Origin of the sequence: Harryflintia acetispora (assembly GCA_004340125.1) — a bacterium.
Taxonomy (GTDB): domain Bacteria; phylum Bacillota; class Clostridia; order Oscillospirales; family Ruminococcaceae; genus Harryflintia; species Harryflintia acetispora.
In genome coordinates this window covers 67,348-86,520 of record SLUK01000004.1, presented here as the reverse complement: position 1 = coordinate 86,520, position 19,173 = coordinate 67,348, and the positions used below count along the sequence as shown (strand labels likewise).

At 60.6% G+C, this 19,173-nt stretch carries 9 protein-coding genes (1 of these 9 only partly in view); 4 read left to right on the top strand and 5 right to left on the bottom strand.

The window, feature by feature from the left end:
• Positions 1–27 precede the first annotated feature (27 nt).
• From EDD78_RS06025 to EDD78_RS06010, 4 genes are all read right to left on the bottom strand, one after another.
• Positions 28–1,056 (bottom strand): DUF4349 domain-containing protein, encoded by a 1,029-nt coding sequence (locus EDD78_RS06025; protein WP_159448908.1) that lies wholly within the window; start codon positions 1,054–1,056, stop codon positions 28–30.
• 218 nt (positions 1,057–1,274) lie between these two features.
• The gene (locus EDD78_RS06020; protein WP_350308577.1) at positions 1,275–1,994 is read right to left on the bottom strand and encodes a 5'-methylthioadenosine/adenosylhomocysteine nucleosidase; all 720 of its coding nucleotides are present in this window, start codon (positions 1,992–1,994) and stop codon (positions 1,275–1,277) included.
• A 110-nt stretch (positions 1,995–2,104) separates the two neighbouring features.
• A complete protein-coding gene (locus tag EDD78_RS06015) occupies positions 2,105–2,938 on the bottom strand; it encodes an endonuclease/exonuclease/phosphatase family protein (protein WP_159448909.1) in 834 nt (277 codons plus the stop codon).
• 89 nt (positions 2,939–3,027) lie between these two features.
• Positions 3,028–3,624 carry a GNAT family N-acetyltransferase gene (locus EDD78_RS06010; protein WP_132084324.1) on the bottom strand — a complete coding sequence of 199 codons (597 nt, stop codon included), beginning with the start codon at positions 3,622–3,624 and terminating at the stop codon, positions 3,028–3,030.
• Between the two features lie 249 nt (positions 3,625–3,873).
• On the opposite strand from EDD78_RS06010, the gene lon reads away from it, so the two are divergent.
• The 3 genes from lon to lysA are packed head-to-tail and all read left to right on the top strand — an operon-like array spanning position 3,874 to position 8,285.
• Complete coding sequence (gene lon / locus EDD78_RS06005) at positions 3,874–6,342, top strand: endopeptidase La (RefSeq protein ID WP_079698332.1); 2,469 nt, start codon at positions 3,874–3,876, stop codon at positions 6,340–6,342.
• A gap of 30 nt (positions 6,343–6,372) precedes the next feature.
• Positions 6,373–6,996, top strand: a complete 624-nt coding sequence (gene yihA, locus EDD78_RS06000; RefSeq protein ID WP_132084323.1) for a ribosome biogenesis GTP-binding protein YihA/YsxC — start codon at positions 6,373–6,375, stop codon at positions 6,994–6,996.
• Positions 6,993–8,285, top strand: a complete 1,293-nt coding sequence (gene lysA / locus EDD78_RS05995) for a diaminopimelate decarboxylase (RefSeq protein ID WP_132084322.1) — start codon at positions 6,993–6,995, stop codon at positions 8,283–8,285. The genes yihA and lysA overlap by 4 nt, the downstream gene beginning before the upstream one ends.
• 56 nt (positions 8,286–8,341) lie before the next feature.
• Here lysA and EDD78_RS05990 read toward each other — a convergent pair whose 3' ends face one another.
• Complete coding sequence (locus EDD78_RS05990; protein ID WP_132084321.1) at positions 8,342–9,472, bottom strand: CapA family protein; 1,131 nt, start codon at positions 9,470–9,472, stop codon at positions 8,342–8,344.
• A 511-nt stretch (positions 9,473–9,983) separates the two neighbouring features.
• Between EDD78_RS05990 and EDD78_RS05985 the strand changes: the two genes are divergently transcribed.
• Positions 9,984–19,173: the 5' end (the start) of a fibronectin type III domain-containing protein gene (locus tag EDD78_RS05985; protein ID WP_132084320.1), read on the top strand. It continues 21,122 nt past the right edge of the window; the window shows 9,190 of its 30,312 coding nt (coding positions 1–9,190); its start codon is at positions 9,984–9,986; its stop codon lies beyond the right edge, outside the window.

Here is a 19,173-nt window from a genome sequence, read left to right as displayed (position 1 = left end):
GATCGCTGCGCTCCCTGTTTTATAATATTATTCGTCTTTGGGCGGCTGCTGGGGAGTGTCCCCCTTCTCTTCGGGCGCGGTATAGGGGTTCGGGAGCTTGGCGCCGCCGTAGAGCGGGGCGGCGGACGTGCGCGTGCGCTCCTTTTTGACCAGCCGGCGTATCAGCAGCACGGCAAGCAGGACGACCACGCCAAGGATCAGCAGGTAGGGCAGGTTCACCACAAAGCCGACGAACAGGTTGGTGCCCGCCTCCTTCATATCCCCGAAGGTGTTCGACAGGCCGGTGCTGATCCGCTCGGGCACGGTTTCGGGGGTCTGCTCGCTGACCTTGCGCACCTCGTGCAGCTCCATGGTCACGGTGCTGTAGTCCACCAGGTTGTCGTACCCGCGCAGCTCGGAAGTATAGCCGTCGAGCTGGTAGCGCACCTCGCTCAGGCGTTCCTCGAGCTTGATGATCGACTCGAGGTCCTCCGCCTTTTCCAGCAGGGCCAGCAGACGCTCCTGCTCGACCTCGAGGGACTTTTTGCGCGTCTCGGTGTCGGTATATTGCAGCGTGATGTCCTCGCTGGACAGGTTGCTCGAGAGGACGTTGCAGATGCCGCCCACCTCGCCGATGAAGCCGTCCAGCTTGTCAGAGGGCACCCGGGCCGTCAGGGTGCCGTACCGGCGGGAGGGCCCGTAGCTTTCAATGCTGTTCCCCTCGACCGAGGAGCTTTCCAGGTATCCGCCCGCGGCGTTCACGGCGGCGGTCAGCTTTTCGATGGCGCTGTCAAATTCCAGCGTCTCCAGCGAGAGCCAGGCACGCCAGATTTTTTTGCGGTTGGGCTGATTCTGTCCCGAGACAATGGCGGCGGGGCCGGCCCCGGCGTCGGCGGCTTCTTCCTCGGGCACGGCCTCGTCATAGGCCATGTCTTCGACGGCCGCCTCCTTTGAGTAGAGGTTCTGCGCGGCCGCGGACGACGCGGCGGCAGTCTCCCCGCCGGACGATGATCCCCCGCAGCCCGCCAGCGTGGCCATGCAAAACAGACAGCAGAGCAGTACGGATAGCTTTTTCATATTGATCTCCCTCCTCGTTGGTTCTGGCTTCTGACTGATAGGTGGCAAAAAATCGGGGATTTGCTGCCTGCCGGGGCCCACCGGGCGCATAAAAATTTTACAGAACGGTAAGAAGTACAGCGCCCGGAGCAAGAAAGGGTGCGAAGCACCTTTTCTTCCGAAATGCGGGGTTGGACGCGCAGAATGATTCTGAACGGGGAAAGGGGGCTGCACCCGGACTAGCGGGACTCCTTGGCGGTGCGCTTTAGCTCATCCAAAAAGTCCAGGACAACATCTTTGGAGATGGTGGAAGCGCGCTGGCAGTTTTCCTCAAATTGGTCCATTCCGGAATGCGTCGCGGTGTCCGTGATGGAACGTATGGCAATGAACGGAATTTTATTGACATAGCATACATGTGCGATGCCCGCCGTCTCCATATCCACGGACAGCGGCGCGTATTTTTGATTGATTGCGTCACGAAAATCATCTTCGATGAATTTTTCTCCCGTCACCGTCCGCCCCAGGCGCACCGACGGGTTCCTTTCGCTGATGAATGCCGCTATCTCCAACAGCGCCGGATCCGCATCAAAATAGACCGAGGGCATCCATGGATGGAATTCGGTCAGGATTTCGTCATCCATGTCGTGATATGCGACCTGGGCTGAAACGACGGTGTCAAAAAGGTTGACGGACTGGTCCATTCCGCCCGCGGTACCGGCGTTGATTATCGCACCGACGCCATATCTGTCTATCAATATCTGCGTGGCGATAGCCGCGTTGACTTTGCAGACGCCGCAATACAGCGCAACGACCGGAATGCCGTGGACAGAGCCTTGGTGAAATTTCAGCATGGCGTTTTCCGTCACTTCATCATGGTCGATATGCGGCAAAAACGGTTCGAGCTCATCATCGCTTGCGCAGATGATTCCGATCTTAGGCATGGGACTGGCTTGATACATAATTGATCTCCTCTCGCTGTCTGTTGCATTTTTACGGACGGCTTACTCTTTGGCATAAGCGAAGCAATAAAAAAACAGCCGCAGCTGCTGCGGCTGTCCCTTTTACCTGTTTAGGCCATATCCTTGAACCGCAGGGTGGCCATCACCGGGTAGTGGTCGGAAGGGTAAACCCCGTCCCGGCTTTGGGTGTCGATATTCACATCCACCACCTCGAACTCGTCGGATACGAAGATGTAGTCGATGGGGGAGGAACGGGGCTTGATCTTCCCCTTGGAGCCGTGATAGGTGTTGAACACCGAGTCGAGCACCCCGTACACGTCCTTCAGATGGACATTGCGGTACTCGTGCATCTGCTCGCGGATGATCTTGACCGCCGTCGAGTTGGGATGGGCGTTGAAGTCCCCCATCACGATGGTGGGCAGCGGATCATCGAGATTGGTCTGGTTGATATAGTCGAGGATCATGCGAACCCCGAGGGTGCGCGCCATCCAGCAGACGTGGTCGAAATGGGTGTTGAACACCCGGATACGCCGCCCGCTCTTTTTGAGCTTGACCACCGCCACGGTACAGATGCGCGGGAACATCGCGAAATACGCCCGCGAAACGGTGTCCGGCTTCTTGGAAAGCCAGAAGGTCTTGTACCAGGTGACCTCGACGTCGTCGTTTTTAAGGATAATGTCAGCGTGCTCGTCGTTTTTCGGCTTCTTGCCCATCATCCGGCCCACGCCGAAGATGCTGTAATCCGTCAGCAGGTTGCGGATGTCCTGCCGCATCTGGGGCAGCACCTCCTGCACGCCGATGATTGCGGCGCCCGAATCGCGGATGATGTCGGCGGCAATGGAGCGGCGCACCTCCCACGGATATTTGCGCCGCGGACCGAAATCCCGGCGCAGGTTGAAGGAGGCAACCCGGATGATATCGTTTTCTGCCAGGGAATAGGACATGACACACACTTCCACTTCGTTTTTAACCGGCGGGCAGGACCCGCAGCGGCTGTGCAAAACAGCCCTAAATCTTATTATAGCATTCTTTTTTAATTTTGTGTATGGAATTGTTGGGAAATTTGTAAATATTCCGTCCAGTCGCCGCGCAGGATGGCATAGGTGCGGCAGTCCTGGAACCCTTCGGTGGGGGAATAGTATTTCTGCCGTGCCATCCCCTCGAAGGTCATGCCGCATTTTTCCATCACCCGGCCCGAGGCGGGATTTCGCACCGAATGGCAGGCCTCGATCCGGTTGAGGCCTACCTCCTGAAAAAGGAAGCGGATCGCGACCGCCACCGCCTCGCTCATCAGCCCGCCGCCCCACCAGTACCGTCCCAGGCAGTAGCCGAGCTCGGCGCAGGCGTCGTTTTCGCTGGTGATCGTGGCCTCCAGAGCGCCGATGGGCGTGCCGGTCTCCCGCAGCTCGATCAGCCACAGGTAAAAGCTGGGCTGGCTATAGTGCTTGACCCAGCTTTCCACCACCTGCCCCGTCTCCTGCACACTCTGGTGCGGGCTCCAGCGCATATAGCGGGTAACCTGGGGGTCGCTGGCCCAGTTTCGGTAGACAGACGGCGTGTCCTCGGGCCGGAACCGGCGCAGGGCCAGACGGGGCGTTTCCAGCGGTACGGTGCCTTTGTGCATGAGCATGGCGGCGCCTCCTTCGGCGTGTTTTCACCATCATACAAGGGCGGGGCGCGCCTGTCAAGGCGCGGCAACAGATTTGCTATATCCGGTTCACGAAGTGTTTACTTGCAAATAGGCAACTTATTTAGTATAATATTGATTCAATATAAAGCAGACACGAAACTTTTTGATAGAGCGGGCCCTGCCCGCGGGTTTTCTCAAAGGGACGAGGCCGGCAACGGGCCGGTTCCCGGGAAAGGAATGGTTATAAAAATGAGCGAAAGAATCAAAATAAAGGCCGAGGTCGTCCCCGAGGGGGGCGGCAAGGAAGTGGGGGAGATGCCGGTCATCGCCATGCGCGGGCTGGTGCTCTTTCCCCGCATGGTGCTGCACTTTGACGTGGGACGGCAAATTTCCATCCAGGCGCTGACCGCGGCGATCCAGGGCGAGCGCAAAATCTTCATGGTGGCCCAGCGCGACCTTAGTAGCGACGAGGTGAACGCCCAGTCGCTCTACCAGGTCGGGGTGGTCGCCACGGTGCGCCAGATCTTAAAGCCCCAGGACGATGTGCTGCGGGTGGTGGTCGAGGGCGAGTACCGCGCCAAGACGGTGGAGATCACCGCCTTCGAGCCCTATATCAAGGCCCGGTGCAAGCCCTTCCCGCTGCGCCCGCGCAAGGTGGTCAACACCATCCTCTGCGAGGCGCTCATCCGCACGGTCAAGGACTATTTCGAGGAGTACTGCGCGCTCTCGCCCAAGATGCCCAAGGAGTTCGTCATGGGGGTCTATATGAGCGACGACCCGGTGTACATAGCGGAATACATCGCGGGGAACATCCCGATGGACGTGGCCCAGAAGCAGGCCATCCTGGAGGAGAACAACCCCACCAAGCGCCTGGAGATGCTCGCCCATTTCCTGGAGAGCGAGAACGAGATCCTCTCCACCGAGCAGCAGATCCAGGAGCGGGTGCGCGAGCAGGTGGACAAGAACCAGCGGGAATACTACCTGCGCGAGCAGATGAAGGCCATCTCCCAGGAGCTCGACGAGGACGAAAATCCCGAGCAGGAGATCGAGGACTACCTGCAAAAGATCGAGAAGCTGGGGCTTCCGGACGAGTGCCGCGAGAAGCTCGAAAAGGAGGCCAAGCGCCTTTATAAAATGCCGGCAAACTCGCACGAGGCCGGGGTGGTCCGGGGGTACCTGGACACCTGCCTCGAGCTGCCCTGGAACACCTACACCAAGGAGAAGCTGGACGTGGACAAGGCCCGGGCCCAGCTCGAGCGGGACCACTACGGCATGCAGAAGGTCAAGGAGCGCATCCTCGAGCTGATCGCGGTGCGCAAGCTGGCCCCCGACATCAAGGGGCAGATCATCTGCCTGTACGGCCCGCCCGGCGTCGGCAAGACCTCGGTCGCCAAGTCGATCGCCAAGGCGATGGGGCGCAATTACGCCCGGCTGAGCCTCGGCGGCGTGCGGGATGAGTCGGACATCCGCGGGCACCGCAAGACCTATATCGGGTCGATGCCCGGCCGGGTGATAGGCGCCATCAAGCTCTCCGGCAGCAAGAACCCGCTGATCCTGCTCGACGAGATCGACAAGCTGGGCAGCAGCTACAACGGCGACCCCTCGAGCGCCCTGCTCGAGGTGCTGGACAGTGAGCAGAACGTGGCCTTCCGCGACCACTTCATCGAGCTGCCCTTCGACCTGAGCGACGTGCTCTTCATCGCCACGGCCAACGACCTTTCCACCATCCCGGCGCCGCTGCTCGACCGCATGGAGGTCATCGAGCTCTCGAGCTACACCCGGGAGGAAAAATATAACATCGCCAAGCGCCACCTGATCCCCAAGCAGATGAAGCGCCACGGCCTCGCCGCCTCGCAGATCACCTTTAAAAAGGAAGCGGTCTATACCCTGATCGACAACTACACCCGGGAGGCCGGGGTGCGTTCCCTCGAGCGGGAGATCGCCTCGGTGCTGCGCAAGTGCGCGAAGCTGATCGCCAGGGGGGAACAGGAGAAGATCGTCCTCTCCCAGAAAAGGATCGGCGAGCTGCTGGGGGTGGCGAAGTTTAAGCCCGACGAGCTCGAGGGGTTCGACCAGGTCGGGGTGGTCAACGGCCTGGCCTGGACCTCGGTGGGCGGCGAGCTGCTGCAAGTCGAGGTCTCGGTGCTCAAAGGCACCGGCAAGCTCGAGCTGACCGGGAGCCTGGGCGACGTGATGAAGGAGTCCGCCCAGACGGCGGTGAGCGTGGTGCGTCGGATCGGCGAACGCTACGGGATCGACCCGGACTTCTATAAGAGCAGCGACATCCACATCCACTTCCCCGAGGGCGCGGTGCCCAAGGACGGCCCGAGCGCGGGGGTGACCATCGTCACCGCCCTGATCTCGGCTTTATCGGACGTGAAGGTGCGCCACGACGTGGCGATGACCGGGGAGATCACCCTGCGCGGGCGGGTGCTGCCCATCGGCGGGCTGAGGGAGAAGACCATGGCGGCCTACCGCAATAAGATTACAACCGTCATCCTCCCGAAGCAAAACGAGCCGGACATCGAGGAGATGGAACCGGTGGTGCGGCAGGCGCTGACCCTGCGCCCGGTCTCGCAGATCGAGCAGGTGCTGCAGATCGCCCTGTGCGAGGGGCAAAAAAAGGGCCCGCGCCAGCCCCTCCCCGCGCAGAAGCCGCTGCCCGCCGCCACCGGCGAGGCGCCGGTGCACAGCAGCCCGATCCCCATCCCGCAATAAGAAGAGACCTACCCGACTGGAGGCGTGGCCATGAATTATCACAATGTCGAGTTTGAGCGCTCCTTTGGAACCTATTCGCAGCTCGGGAGGAACGACCTGCCCGAGATCGTTTTTGCCGGGCGCTCGAACGTGGGCAAGAGCTCGATGATCAACAAGCTCTTTAACCGCAAGAACCTGGCGCGGGTGAGCGCGGTGCCGGGCAAGACGGCGACCATCAATTTCTTCCGCCTGGAAAACCTGCGTTTTGTGGACCTGCCGGGCTACGGCTACGCCAAGGTCTCGAAGAGTGAAAAGCGGCGCTGGAGCGAGCTCATCGGCGGATATTTTGCCGACGAGCGGGACGTGGCGCTCGTCTTTTCCCTGATTGATATGCGCCACCCGCCCACCGCGGACGACCGGCAGATGGTGGACTTCCTCATCGAGCACGAGTTCCCCTTCGTCTGCGTGCTGACCAAGGCGGATAAGCTCGGGAAGACCGCCCGCGAGGAGCGGCTGCAAAAGATACGCCAGGAGCTGCCCTGCGGGGACCAGCTCACGCTGATCCCCTTTTCCGCCGAGACCGGCGAGGGGGTCGGGGAGATACGCGGCATCCTCGATGAGATTTCGCAGGACGTCGCCGAAGAGAGCGGTGAGGAAGGGGAGGCAGAGGAATGAACGAGAGCTTTTCGGTGAACCGGGAGGGCCACCTGACCATCGGCGGGGCGGATACCGTCGCGCTCGCCAGGGAGTACGGCACCCCGCTGTATGTGATGGACGAGGGGATGATCCGGGACAATTGCCGGCGCTACCGCCGCGCGATCGACGAGTTTTACGGCGGGCGCGGGATCGCCGCCTACGCCTCCAAGGCCTTCTCCTGCAAGGAGATCTACCGGATCGTGCAGCAGGAGGGGATGGGGGTGGACGTGGTCTCGGAGGGTGAGCTCTACACCTCTCTTCTCGCCGGGTTCCCGGCGGATAAAATCTTCTTCCACGGCAACAACAAATCAGAGGGCGAATTGCAGTTCGCCATCAGGCAGCGCGTCGGGTATATCGTGGTGGACAACCTGAGGGAGCTGCATACCCTCGAGCACCTGCTCGAGCGGGAGGGGCAGGAGATGAAAATCCTTTTGCGGGTCAAGCCCGGAGTGGACGCCCACACCCACCAGTTCATCCGCACCGGCCAGATCGACAGCAAGTTTGGCTTCGCGCTCGAGACCGGCGAGGCGCTCGCCGCGGCCAGGGAGTGCGCCGCGCTGCGGCGGGCAAGGCTCGTGGGGCTGCACTGCCACATCGGCTCCCAGATTTTCGAGGTCGAGCCCTTCTGCCTGGCGGCCAGGCGCCTGATCGGCCTGATGGGCCAGATCAGGCGGGAGTGCGGGCTGGAGCTGGGGATGCTCAACCTCGGCGGGGGCTTTGGGATCAAATACACCGAGGAGGACGACCCGGTTCCCTATGAGCGCTTCATGGAGCGGGTGAGCTTGGCGATCCACGAGGCGGCGGCGGCCGAAGGATTGCCGGTGCCCTACGTCGTGCTCGAGCCGGGACGCTCGATCGTCGGGCGGGCGGGGATCACCCTCTACACCGTCGGCGCGCGCAAGGAGATCCCCGGGGTGCGCACCTACCTTTCGGTGGACGGCGGCATGACCGACAATCCGCGCTATGCGCTCTACCAGTCGAAGTATGAGGCCATCGTTGCCAACCGCGCCGGGGAACCGAAGACAGAGACGGTCACCATCGCGGGGCGCTGCTGCGAGAGCGGCGACCTGCTCGCCGAGGGGGCGAAGGTACAGCCTTGCTCGCCGGGGGATATCCTCGCCGTGCTCTCGACCGGGGCCTATAACTACTCGATGGCCTCCAACTACAACCGGGTGCCCCGTCCGGCGGTGGTGATGGTGAAGGACGGCAAGAGCCGGGTGGTCGTGCGGCGGGAGTCGCTGGATGACCTGGTGCGCAACGACCTGTAGCGTTATATATTAATAAGAAGGCCGGGCAGAAGTAAGTGCTTCTGCCCGGCCTTTTTTTACTGTGTGATCCCGTTTTCCCGAAGGATTGCGCGTACCGTCTCGGGGGAGAGTTCCTCCCCGAAGGCGCGCACCCCGTGCCCGGCGGCGAGGTCGGGGGTATACTGCTTGAGGGGAAAGACCGCGAGGTCCCGGAAGTGGGGGCCGTAGTAGGTCACCACCGGGGTGAGCGCGGGCGGATCGATCTCCACCCGGCCGTCCGCCCCCTTGCGGATGGTGAAGCGGGGGAGCAGCCCGACGAGGTTTTGCCCCTTGCGCTGGGCGCTGACCAGGTTCCCCAGCGAATAGAGCACCCACGCCTGCCGCCCGTCCGGGGCGGCGAGCGCCTCGGCGCTCTGGACGACGTGCGGGTGGCTGCCGAGGATGATGTCGGCCCCCTCCCGGGCGAGCAGCCGCGCGCTGTCGCGCTGCGATGTGGTGACGGCGAAGGAATCCTCCTGCCCCCAATGGGTGTAGACCACCACCACGTCGGCGCGCTCACGCGCCCGCGCCATCAGGGCGCGCAGGCGTTCATCGTCGCGCAGCAGCGGCACCATCCCGCCGCCCGAATCCGCCCCGCCGCCGAGGTTGGTGTAGGAGGTGAAGCCCAGAATGGCGAAGGTGATCCCGTTTTTCTCAAGCAGCAGGGGGGCGGCCTCCTCGCCGGGCAAAAACGCCCCGGTCACCGAGAGGCCGGGGGTTTCGCGCACCAGCCCGATGGTCTCCCCCAGCCCCTCGGGCCCCATGTCCAGCATGTGGTTGTTGGCGAGGCTGAGCACGTCGAAGCCGCTCTGCGCCAGTCCCTGCGCGAGTTCCACGGGGGAGTTGAAGCGGGGGTAGCCCGAGGGCGGGAAACTGCCGGCCATCGGCGTCTCCTGGTTGATCAGCGCGAGGTCGGCTTCTTCGATCAGCGGGCGGATGTGCCGGTAGAGCGGGCAGAAGTCGTAGCCGCTCCCGGTTTTTGCCTGCTCGTAGAGCACATCGTGGATCAGGTTGTCCCCGGCGGCCACCAGAGTGACGGTATCGGGCCCGGGCTCCCGCTCGGGCGCGGGAGCTGCTTCGGGTGCCGGGAGCGGCGGCTCGGCCGGCAAAAACATGCCGACGACCCAAAGAAGCGCGAGGGCGCACAGGAGGAAGAAGAAACGTTTCATGGCAGATCCTTTTCTGGTTGTGATGGTTCTCGTTTAAGTACGCCGCGTCAGACTTGGCCATTGCCGCGGGCGGACCGGAAATTAAATGGGAAAATGGTCTTGAACCTAGGTCGGCCGCGAGAATTCTGAAAATAGATCGCAAAACGATTTTTTATCTTGCCGTTATTATAGCATTCCCACCCTCGTTTGTGCTATTTTTGTTCACAAAATGTTGTATTTTTAGACAAATTCAAAACATAAAGTCGTTCAAAATGAATGAATTTACTGATATTTCCTTTTTTTTAGGCAAAGGTTGTTGTAGTAAAATTTTTGAAATGGTATAATATTCTAAAATATAGTGGGTGAAGTGCGCCCTTTTGTAGGAATGGCGCGCTCGCCGACTGGATATTTGCCTGTCCGCATGGGGGTAGGGGTTCCCCCGCTCGGACAGATCAAAATAAAAAGAATAGACGTAGGCCGCATAAAAGAGAAAGCGCGGCGCGGTATTCCAGTGTTTAGTGGGGGATTAGGAATGAACACAGAGTACAACGAATTGTCTGTATTTCCAGAGGAGGAACCGGACCGCAAAAAGCGGATTATAACGATCTCGGCCATTGCAGTGCTGATCATCGCGATCCTGCTGTTTGTGTTCTCACAATGCACCTTCTTTGGAAGGACCTTGGTCATCGACACGGCGGGGGAATATGTCGTGTCCGACCAATATGACAATGTAATCATTCGCGCCGACGGCGTGATCATCAAGGACTCGAACATACCGGGCCGTATTGTCGTGGACAAAAATGTCGACGGGGCGAGCCTCAAGCTGTCGGGGACCAATGTGGGGGAGGTCGTCTTCCAGGGCCCGGGCGAGGATAAGCTCTATCTGGAGAACTCGTCGATCGACCTGCTGCGCGACGACAAGCCTTCGGGCACCATCACCATCATCAAGGACAAGGGGTCCACGATCGAAAAGGTGACGGTGAGCGATCCCGACCGCCAAGGCAACACGGATGAGAATATCAAAGTTGAAGAGCTGCCGGACGATGTGCTCACCCCGGTCGGCCCGACCAATCCCGACGACGACAAGAAGGCGCCGTCCGATTCGTCGGATTCCTCCGGCTCGGACAAGGACAAGGATAAGAACAGCTCGAGCTCTTCCTCATCCAGCTCCTCGGGCGGCAGCTCCTGGTGGCCCAGCGGCAACGGGAACAATAATAACAATAACAACAATACCTCCTCGGGCACAAGTTCGTCCGGTACGGGCAGCTCCTCCAAGGGGTCGTCCTCGTCCAAGAATTCTTCCTCGTCCAAGGGCCATACCAGCAAGCCGGACGACGACTTCTGGGGCGACGGCGGCGGCGGAAGCCACAACAAGCCTGACAAGGACGATGACGACGACCGCTCCAGCTCCCGTTCGAGCAGTACGTCGAGCATTTCAAGCAGCTCGAGCAGCACGCCCAGCGTGCCGGAGCTCGGGCCGATTACGGCCAACCTTACATATCGTCTGGAGGACAATACCTACGTCCTGACCTGGAACAAGCCGGCCAACGCGGGCAACGACGTCGCGTATGCCGTCCGCTTCCTGTACGGGGATATTGAAGAGGACCTGACTGCAAACGAGAGCTATCTTCCGCTCGCGTCCAGCAGCCGGAGTGTTTCCCCGCTGCAGCTTCGCGCCGCCACCATCGGCGAGAGCACTTACGAGGACACGGTGACCAGCCTCAACGATACGCTGAGCTACACCTTCCCGGCGCCCCACCCGCCCAAGACGGCGGCGGACTGCCAGATGAAGCTGGAGGATTACCTCCCTTACCGCGCCCAGGTAGCCGCTTGGCGCCCGAGTGATCCGAACAACCAAAACCAGTGGAAGCGCGCGTATTCCAACGTTTGCCACAACTACAACCCCGACTTCTCGGGCGGGTACGGCACCAAGGTCAATCCCTACCTGGTCGCACAGGCGGGAGAATTCAGCCATATCAACAACGATGTGCTCAACGGCCACGACATCACCGGCCGTTATCTCGGCATGCACTTTATGCAGGGCGCCGACATCGACTTTAGCCGGGAAGAGCAGATTGCCGGTACCTTTAACGGCAGCTTTATCAATCCTGGCAGCAAGGACGGCGCCAAACCCGGCGAGCCCGGCAAGGCCGGCGGCTATGCCTTTAACAATGTGACGCTGGGCAGCAGCGGGAATAACAGCAATCTCGGCCTGTTCAACTCCATCGGGAAAACCGGTGTGGTGGACGGGCTAAAGGTGTCTGAGTTCGCGTCGGTCAACGCCCAGGGCGGCAGCAACATCGGCGTGATCGCAGGCACTACCGACGGCACCATCAAGAACTGTGAAATCCATGCCCAGATGGATGTTGAGAGCTGCCATCTCGTCGGCGGCGTCACCGGCAAGACCGGCCCCGACGCAAAGCTGGTGGGCAACGTCACCCATGGATATATTAAGGGTGACACGATTGGCGAAAAGGTCGGCGGTATCACCGGCCAGAACGCTGGCCAGGTGGACAGCAACCGCAACGGCATGGAGATTCTGACCGGTGAAAAGCAGGTCGGCGGCATCGTCGGTGAAAACCTGGACGGCGGCTCGGTGACCAACAACCAGAACAACGGGCATATCACCAGCGATAAAGGCCCGGTTGCGGGCATCGTCGGCGAAGATAAGAATGTTGATGAGTCCGGCACGCCGAATTGGCAGGACCATGTCAAGGACAACGTCAACTCCGGGACCATCACGGTAAATGGGAAAGACGAAGAGGGGAACCTCGATGCGGGCCAGATCGTCGGCAAGCCGCAGGTCAACGGCGAAAATGAAAGCGACAACAACACCGGCGACGGTGTGGTTATCCTGCCTGAGACTGAGCGCAACAAGCTGAACACGCCGGATAATATCGTGGTCGAGCTCAAGGAGTCCGCCGGGAAGTATTCGGCTGAAGTGTTCTTCAACCGGGTCACCACCGCCTACGATCCCGACAGCGGCGAGTACACCGGTATCACCAACAACAAGGAGCGCACCGGCATCACCTACCGCGCTAGAGTTAAGAAGGGCGACAATCAGTTGCAGACGGCGGATGGGGCGAATTATCTCACTGCCCTGACGGCGAACAATCCCGCCCTGACCAGGGTTTCCATCGACATCACTCCGTTCCTCACCGAGGCGGGGATAGAAAACCCGGTCGATAAGTTGGAAACCTACACCGTGACGGTGGAGGCGATCCCCTATGCGCAGGGCGGCAATTATTTGCCGTCAGGTATGAGTACGCCCAACAACGCGTCCACCATCAAGCGGGTTCCGTCCCCGGACGAGCCGATCATCGATGTGACCACCAAGGCCTCGGCCACGGAAGCGGACGCCGGCACTGTCACCTACTGGGCGAACCATACCTATCCTGGTGTGGAGTATGCGGCGCGGTATACCTACGACGCCGACAAGACCAGGGTGGACGAGCTGGGTGTTTATGATCCGGCCGAGCCCGACGGGCAGAAGATCACCCTCGGCGCGAGCGGCTATGAATACGACAGCACTGCCGTCTTTAAGAACTTCTACAAGCGCGATTATAAAAATGGGAATACGTTGCGCGACAACAGCGTGACGGCTTCTTTGTACGCCAAGGACTTCCTGAGCGGCGACGCCACCCGCGCCCGGGTGGTGGCCGGCAAGCAGGTTTCCGGCGAATCCGCCAAGGTCGATTCCTTCCGGCTGCCGACGCCGTTGACCTCCAGCGGCGACATCCAGCTCTCCAACGGAAAGCTGGAGATCGGCTTTGAGCCGCTTACCGCTCAGCTGAGGGCCGCGATCGACTACTACGAGATCACAGCGGTTTGCAAGGATGGGGATAAGTCCATCACTCCGGTCCGGCTGAAGCCTTCCCAGATCACCAACGACACCTATAATATCCTGCCGATCATCAGCACCGGCGGCTTTGCATTGAACGACCGGGTAGAGATCACCGTAACCGCCGTGCCGAAGAACGCTGCGGTCAATATGGCCCCGGCCAGCGCATCCAAGCTGACCTATAAAGTACAGACCCCGCCGCTTCCGGCGCCGGGTTATGTGCGCGTTGAGCAGATAGCAAGCGACGATAATACCCTTGACGGTAATGTTGAGGTGGAGATCACCTGGCCCACCGGCGGCGACAACGCCGGCCTGGTGGAAGAGGTCACCATCCGCTTATTTGAGCCGGGTAGCGATACGACGGACCCGACCAAGAGCATTTGGAATAAGACGGTCAGCAAGGCCGAGGCAGCTTCGGGATCGTACACCGATACTCTCTCGAAGGCCCTGTTCTCTTCCAGCGGCCTTTACGAGGTGCAAATCCGCTCCGAGCTGCCGACAGAGCTCGAGGGCGCCTATACCGCTTCTTCCATCGAGAAGTGGCAGATCCGCAAATATGACGACCCGAGAGGGCTTGTAATCGGCGGGACCGGCGACGCCAAGGACCGCCTGACGGTCGGTTTCAGTGGGGATGCCGTGGTCGGCACCACGGGAGACAACATTGTTGCGCACTATGACGTCACCTTTGACAAGCTGGATGCGACTTCGCCCGCTGAGATCGACTATACAAAGGGGACTTATGTAAATGGCGTCGGCTCCTACGACGTTACCGACAGGGCGGCTGTGGCCGAGAAATACCGCGTCACCGTCGGCTTGCCGACCATCAACGGCGCGGTGAGCGCCGAGACGGCGACCGGGAATCAGCCGGTGCGTTACACCCAGTTGAAGACCACGACCGCCTCCAAGGAGTACGAGGTCAAAGTCTACGACCTGGAGCCCTCTGTGCCCCAGATTGACGTTGGCTCGCCCCATAGTGGCGCGCAGGGCGGCACCGGGCTCTACCTGAATACTACCCCGGTGACGAATGCGATCCGTTACCGCTTCACGCTGGACTTCCAGAAGTGGACTGGAACCAACCTTTACGGCACCGGCGGCAGAATTGACAACGCCGGCAGCAGCGCGGGCTTTGGCGGCGCGCTGGATAGCATCGTCGTTGAGGCGAGCAATGCCGACATCGAGGCGGGCAAGGTCCGCGCCGACATTGAAGAAAAGGTGAAAGCGCTCGTCGACCAGACGGACGGCGGGCAGGCTTACTATACCTTTAAGGCGAGTGTGCAGGCGCTGAGCAACTTTGGCGACGGCACCGGCTATCTGCAAAGCGCTCTCAAGACAAACGACGGCATTACCGAGAAGGGTTACAAGCTGCCGGGGCCGCTTGCCGACACCACGCCGGACCTCAGCGTGCCCGGCCAGGTCAACCTCAAACTGAACCCGGATGCGGGGGCGGTCGCCTACTTCGCGGGCCGCGCCAAGCTGACCACCTCGCCCGAATATGGGGATAGCTATATCTTCACCGCCGACGGTGAGGCACAGTCCATCAACATGATCCCGGCCATGCTCAAGGTAAAGCCCCAAGGCTCAGAGGGCGAGCTGGGATATGACCTGCAGGTGACCTCTGTCCCGAAGAGCGTGGTGCTCAACCCGCCGAACACGGGGAGCTCCGCAGTCGATTACGAGGTTAAGGGCATCCCGGCCCCGAAGGTCTCGCTCGGAATCAAGGGGATCAGCGGCACCGTGCCGGATTCCCGCTGGGATAGTATGACCGGCGCCGACGTAATCACCCTGAATATTGACGGAACCGAGGGCAACAGCCTGACCTTGGGCTACTCGGTCTCGGTGAAAAATGAGAAGACGGGGGACAGCTACAGCAAGTTTATCAGGAACACCGGGTCATACAATTACACCGTGGTCTTCCAGGAAGATGCGGATTTGGATGGTCTGGGGAACTTTGCTGCAGAAGGCAAATATACCATCGAAGTAATCGCGGCGAAAAAGACTGATCTGGAAGGGATGGAGGACTCCGTCCCGGCGACGCTCGAGGTCGTCCGGTACCAGCCGCCCACCGATGTGAAATTCTTTGCGCCCGCAGCGGACGGCAGCATCCTCAATCTCAGATTCTCGGGCGCCCAAAACCTGTCTTACACCGCACAAATCCTTTACCGTATGTCCAGCAGCTCGAACTTTGGGGTCACCCCGATCAAGAAGTCGGCGACGCCTTCCTTGGGGCCTGTCGCGCTTGACGTGCGCGCGGACATCATGGACTACGTCAACGAGAATAGTCCCGGCCAGTTTGCCGCCAAGGTTTACCGGGACGGCAAGCACACGGTGGATGGTTCGGGCAAGGAGAAGCTCGAGCTGCCGGTCGACCCGGTGCAGACCGATGCGGCCGACAACCTGGTGCAGGTGCGTTCCGCGGTCGGGATCGACGGGATCAGCCAGGAATTCGATATTTCGGACCCGGATACTCTCTTCGGACGCTGGCTCGATAAGGGCGCGGCCGACGGCTACAGCTACGAGCTGCATGAGCTCGCTCCGGTGGAGGAGAATGCCGCCGCCCCGCAGTGGAACAAGGTGGAGGCCGAGCATTCAAGCGGCTCCATCGCTTCCCCGAACGACGGCAGCAATTATGCGGCTGAGTTCACCGAGAACAGCCAGATCGAGCTGCGCCACCGCACGGCCTCCTCGACCAACCCGGCGAAGTACCGCTTGGGGGTGCGCTCCAACGCGAGCTTCGCCTATGCGCCGAACGATCCGACGCCGGACGTTGGCAACCTCTATAACTATACCTATACCGCCGAGTCCGCCCTCACCCTGAGCGATACGGTGGACGCTTACAAGCTGCCCGCTCCCTCCAACCCGGGCACCGGGCTGACAATCAACAATGGCGAATACTCCGTCATGCTCAACTGGGCGCCCGCGATCGAGGAATATGTCATCACCACCCAGCGGGTGGAAAAACAGGGTGATACCTACGTGCCGGTGGCCGGGGCCGACCCGATCGTCAAGCACGTCGACGCCCAGCAGTATAAGGACGTCGCCCAGGCCGGCGGCAACAAGTTCAGCTATTCTCTGACCGACCAGCTTTTGGAGGACGGGGAGAGTGGCTTCTATAAGGTCGCCATCGAGGCGGTTCCCTTCAACAATGTGCTCAACGCTTCCAGCAAGAGCGAATATGAGCCGGTGGAGATCAAGATCACTCGGCTTGAGAAGCCGACGATTGAAAGTTTCCTGCGCAAGAGCCAGGGCTCGGACGATCTGAGACTGGAGTTCAGCGACAACCCGGGCGGGATCAACAACTCGAACAACACCGAGAAGTATGTCGTCACCTATTATAAGGATGGGGAAGAGGTTTGCCATCAGGACTACACCGCCGATCTCTTCGATGCAAACGGCAAGCCCACCGGAAATACGTTTGCCGACGAGCAGCTGACCGCCGCTCTCATCGCGGATAAGGGTCCGGGCAGCTATTCGGTCACCGTCACCGCGGTGGCGAAGGCCGGGACTTCTTTCGAGCCCGCGACCCAGAAGCTCGATTTCGTGGTGGCGCGCAAGGTGGAGAAGAGCGACATCCACTTTAACGCCGCCCATGACAAGGTGTCCCTGGGCTTCAGCACCTCTGAGCCGGGGACCACCACCATGGAGTATACCCTCGAGCTCTACTTCAAGCAGTCCGCGTCTGAGCCGTACGGCAGGGCACCGCTCGATACCTATACCGTCACGGACAAGAGCTATCAGGAGATCACCGAGCATCTGACGAAGACCGGCTATTATATGGGCAAGGTCTCCCGTGCGGATGTCATCGACGAGAACAACTGCCTGACCCTGCTCGGGCTTTCCAGCGCGGTGGAGAGCGATGCCTATAACCTCACATCCTTCGCGCCGATGGAAGCCCCGGCAATCGACCTGAGCGACCCGGCCAAGGTGCAGGTTGTCGCCAGCAAATATGCGGACGACCTGGCGGCCCCGGGCAGCGAGGCTGAGATTCGTTATACCCTCAAGCTGTGGGTCAAGCGGGTCGGCGGCAGCGACGCCTATGCGGTTCAGGATACCTATACGGACCTGACGGCCGATGGGGCGGGCAAGCTGCTCCAGGACGTTTCGAGCAAGATCCGCAAAAACGATACCGAAACGGTGGACGGCCAGGAGAAGTATATCAACTACTACTATAAGGCCACCATCGAGCCGCAGACCAACTATGCGGCCAAGAAGCTCACCCTGCCGACCATGCAGCTGCGGGATTCCAACGAGGTGGTCGCCGGCCCGATGCTGCCGGCCAACATCGTGGGCAAGCCCTATGTCGAGGGCAGCAACAACATCAAAATGTACTTCCTGCCGGTGACGGCGGACCGCGAGGGCGATGCGTCGTTCAACGCGCTGATGTCCGATCAGACCGACCAGTACAGCGCATGGATCGGCTATCCGGGCGGCCAGGTCAAGGATTTTGAGCTGCTGACCCAGGCGCAGGCGCTCGAGGCTTACGATAAGCTGCCGGACAAGAGCATCGGCGTCGGCGTCGAGCTGGAGGACTCGGTGGACGAGACCCAGCCGGACGAGGACCATATCTTCCGCGTCTATACCGAGCCGAAGAACACCGCTCTGAACTCGGTGGGCGTCTATGAGATTTCCTGTCTCATCAAACAGATTCCGCAGCCCGGCCTGCGCTTCGAGTTCGGCGAGATGGACCCCGATCCGACCAGGAACGAGGACGACCGCGAATGGGATACCACCCTGTACGCGGTCTGGAACCCGGTGATCGGCGCGATTGAAAGCGACGTCGAAAAGATGGCGGACCGTTACCAGATCCAGGTCTATAAGGTGGACGATGCCGGCAATGAGACACAGCTGTACACCACGCCGCTGGTCATCACTTCCAGGGATGATATAGACCCGGATACGCAGTATCCGCTGGACACGACGGCGACCCAACTGCGCATCCCGATCAACCACGCGAAGAATGACGATGTCAACGTCATGAAGGACGCGGGCAGGTATGCGGTGCGCATCAAGGCGGAGTATGAAAACGCCTCCTCCCCGGTCTTCCCGGAGGAGCTGGACCCTGGCAAGACCACCAAGAATGTAGAGGTCTTTGTCTACCGTCTGGAGGAGCCGTCCAACGTGCGCCTCGCCAGCGGTGAAGACGGCGGTATGCCGGTGCAGTATCAGGGGAAAGATACCGTCCGCCTGCGCTTCGACGGCGGCAAGGCCAAGGGCAAATATAAGATCGGGATTGCCCAGATCAATCCCGAAAACCAGCAGGTCATGGGCAAGGTGCCCCTCTTCAAGGACACCACCGCCATGGATAAGCTGCTGGAGGAGCAGAACGATTACGGTGAACCGCTCTACGAGGCACAGGTCCTCAACGAGCTCGCCATCTACGGAGAGGACCAGGGCTACAACGAGTTGGACGATACCACCAAGGCGTTCTTCCGCCCGCAGGTCACCGTCTACGGCGAAAACTTCACCACTCAGTTTAACCAGCCGATCTACATCTCCTCCCAGCCCGCCGAGGGCGCGCGCAAGGAGGTCTGGTACGCGCCCAGGATCGACGATGCGGGCGTGCGCATCGACTGGAGAAGCAATACGGACTATAACGATCCCCCCGCGGCGGTCGACGCCGTTTGGAGACTGGCGGAGGGCTTTACCACCTATGGCTTTGGGCTGGTGAAGGACGGCTCACAGGGCGCGACGCTGACCCTGCGCGACGGCGATTACGACGACACCGGGTTTGAGACCGCGGGAGGCTCCTTCTATTCCCTGGGGCGGTATCCCATCTCGAGCCAGATCGTCAGCACCGGGCTGCTCAAGGACTACAAGGTCAATTTGAGCATCCCCTGCGAGGCGGGCGCACAGGATGAAAACGCCGAGGGCGTAAATGATTACA

Bases quoted from the DNA above. Each gene is read 5' to 3' on its own strand.
- lon (WP_079698332.1), top strand. From the start codon at position 3,874: ATGAGCGAAAGAATCAAAATAAAGGCCGAGGTCGTCCCCGAGGGGGGC.
- EDD78_RS06010 (WP_132084324.1), bottom strand. From the start codon at position 3,624: ATGCTCATGCACAAAGGCACCGTACCGCTGGAAACGCCCCGTCTGGCC.
- yihA (WP_132084323.1), top strand. From the start codon at position 6,373: ATGAATTATCACAATGTCGAGTTTGAGCGCTCCTTTGGAACCTATTCG.
- EDD78_RS06020 (WP_350308577.1), bottom strand. From the start codon at position 1,994: ATGTATCAAGCCAGTCCCATGCCTAAGATCGGAATCATCTGCGCAAGC.
- EDD78_RS06015 (WP_159448909.1), bottom strand. From the start codon at position 2,938: ATGTCCTATTCCCTGGCAGAAAACGATATCATCCGGGTTGCCTCCTTC.
- lysA (WP_132084322.1), top strand. From the start codon at position 6,993: ATGAACGAGAGCTTTTCGGTGAACCGGGAGGGCCACCTGACCATCGGC.
- EDD78_RS06025 (WP_159448908.1), bottom strand. From the start codon at position 1,056: ATGAAAAAGCTATCCGTACTGCTCTGCTGTCTGTTTTGCATGGCCACG.
- EDD78_RS05990 (WP_132084321.1), bottom strand. From the start codon at position 9,472: ATGAAACGTTTCTTCTTCCTCCTGTGCGCCCTCGCGCTTCTTTGGGTC.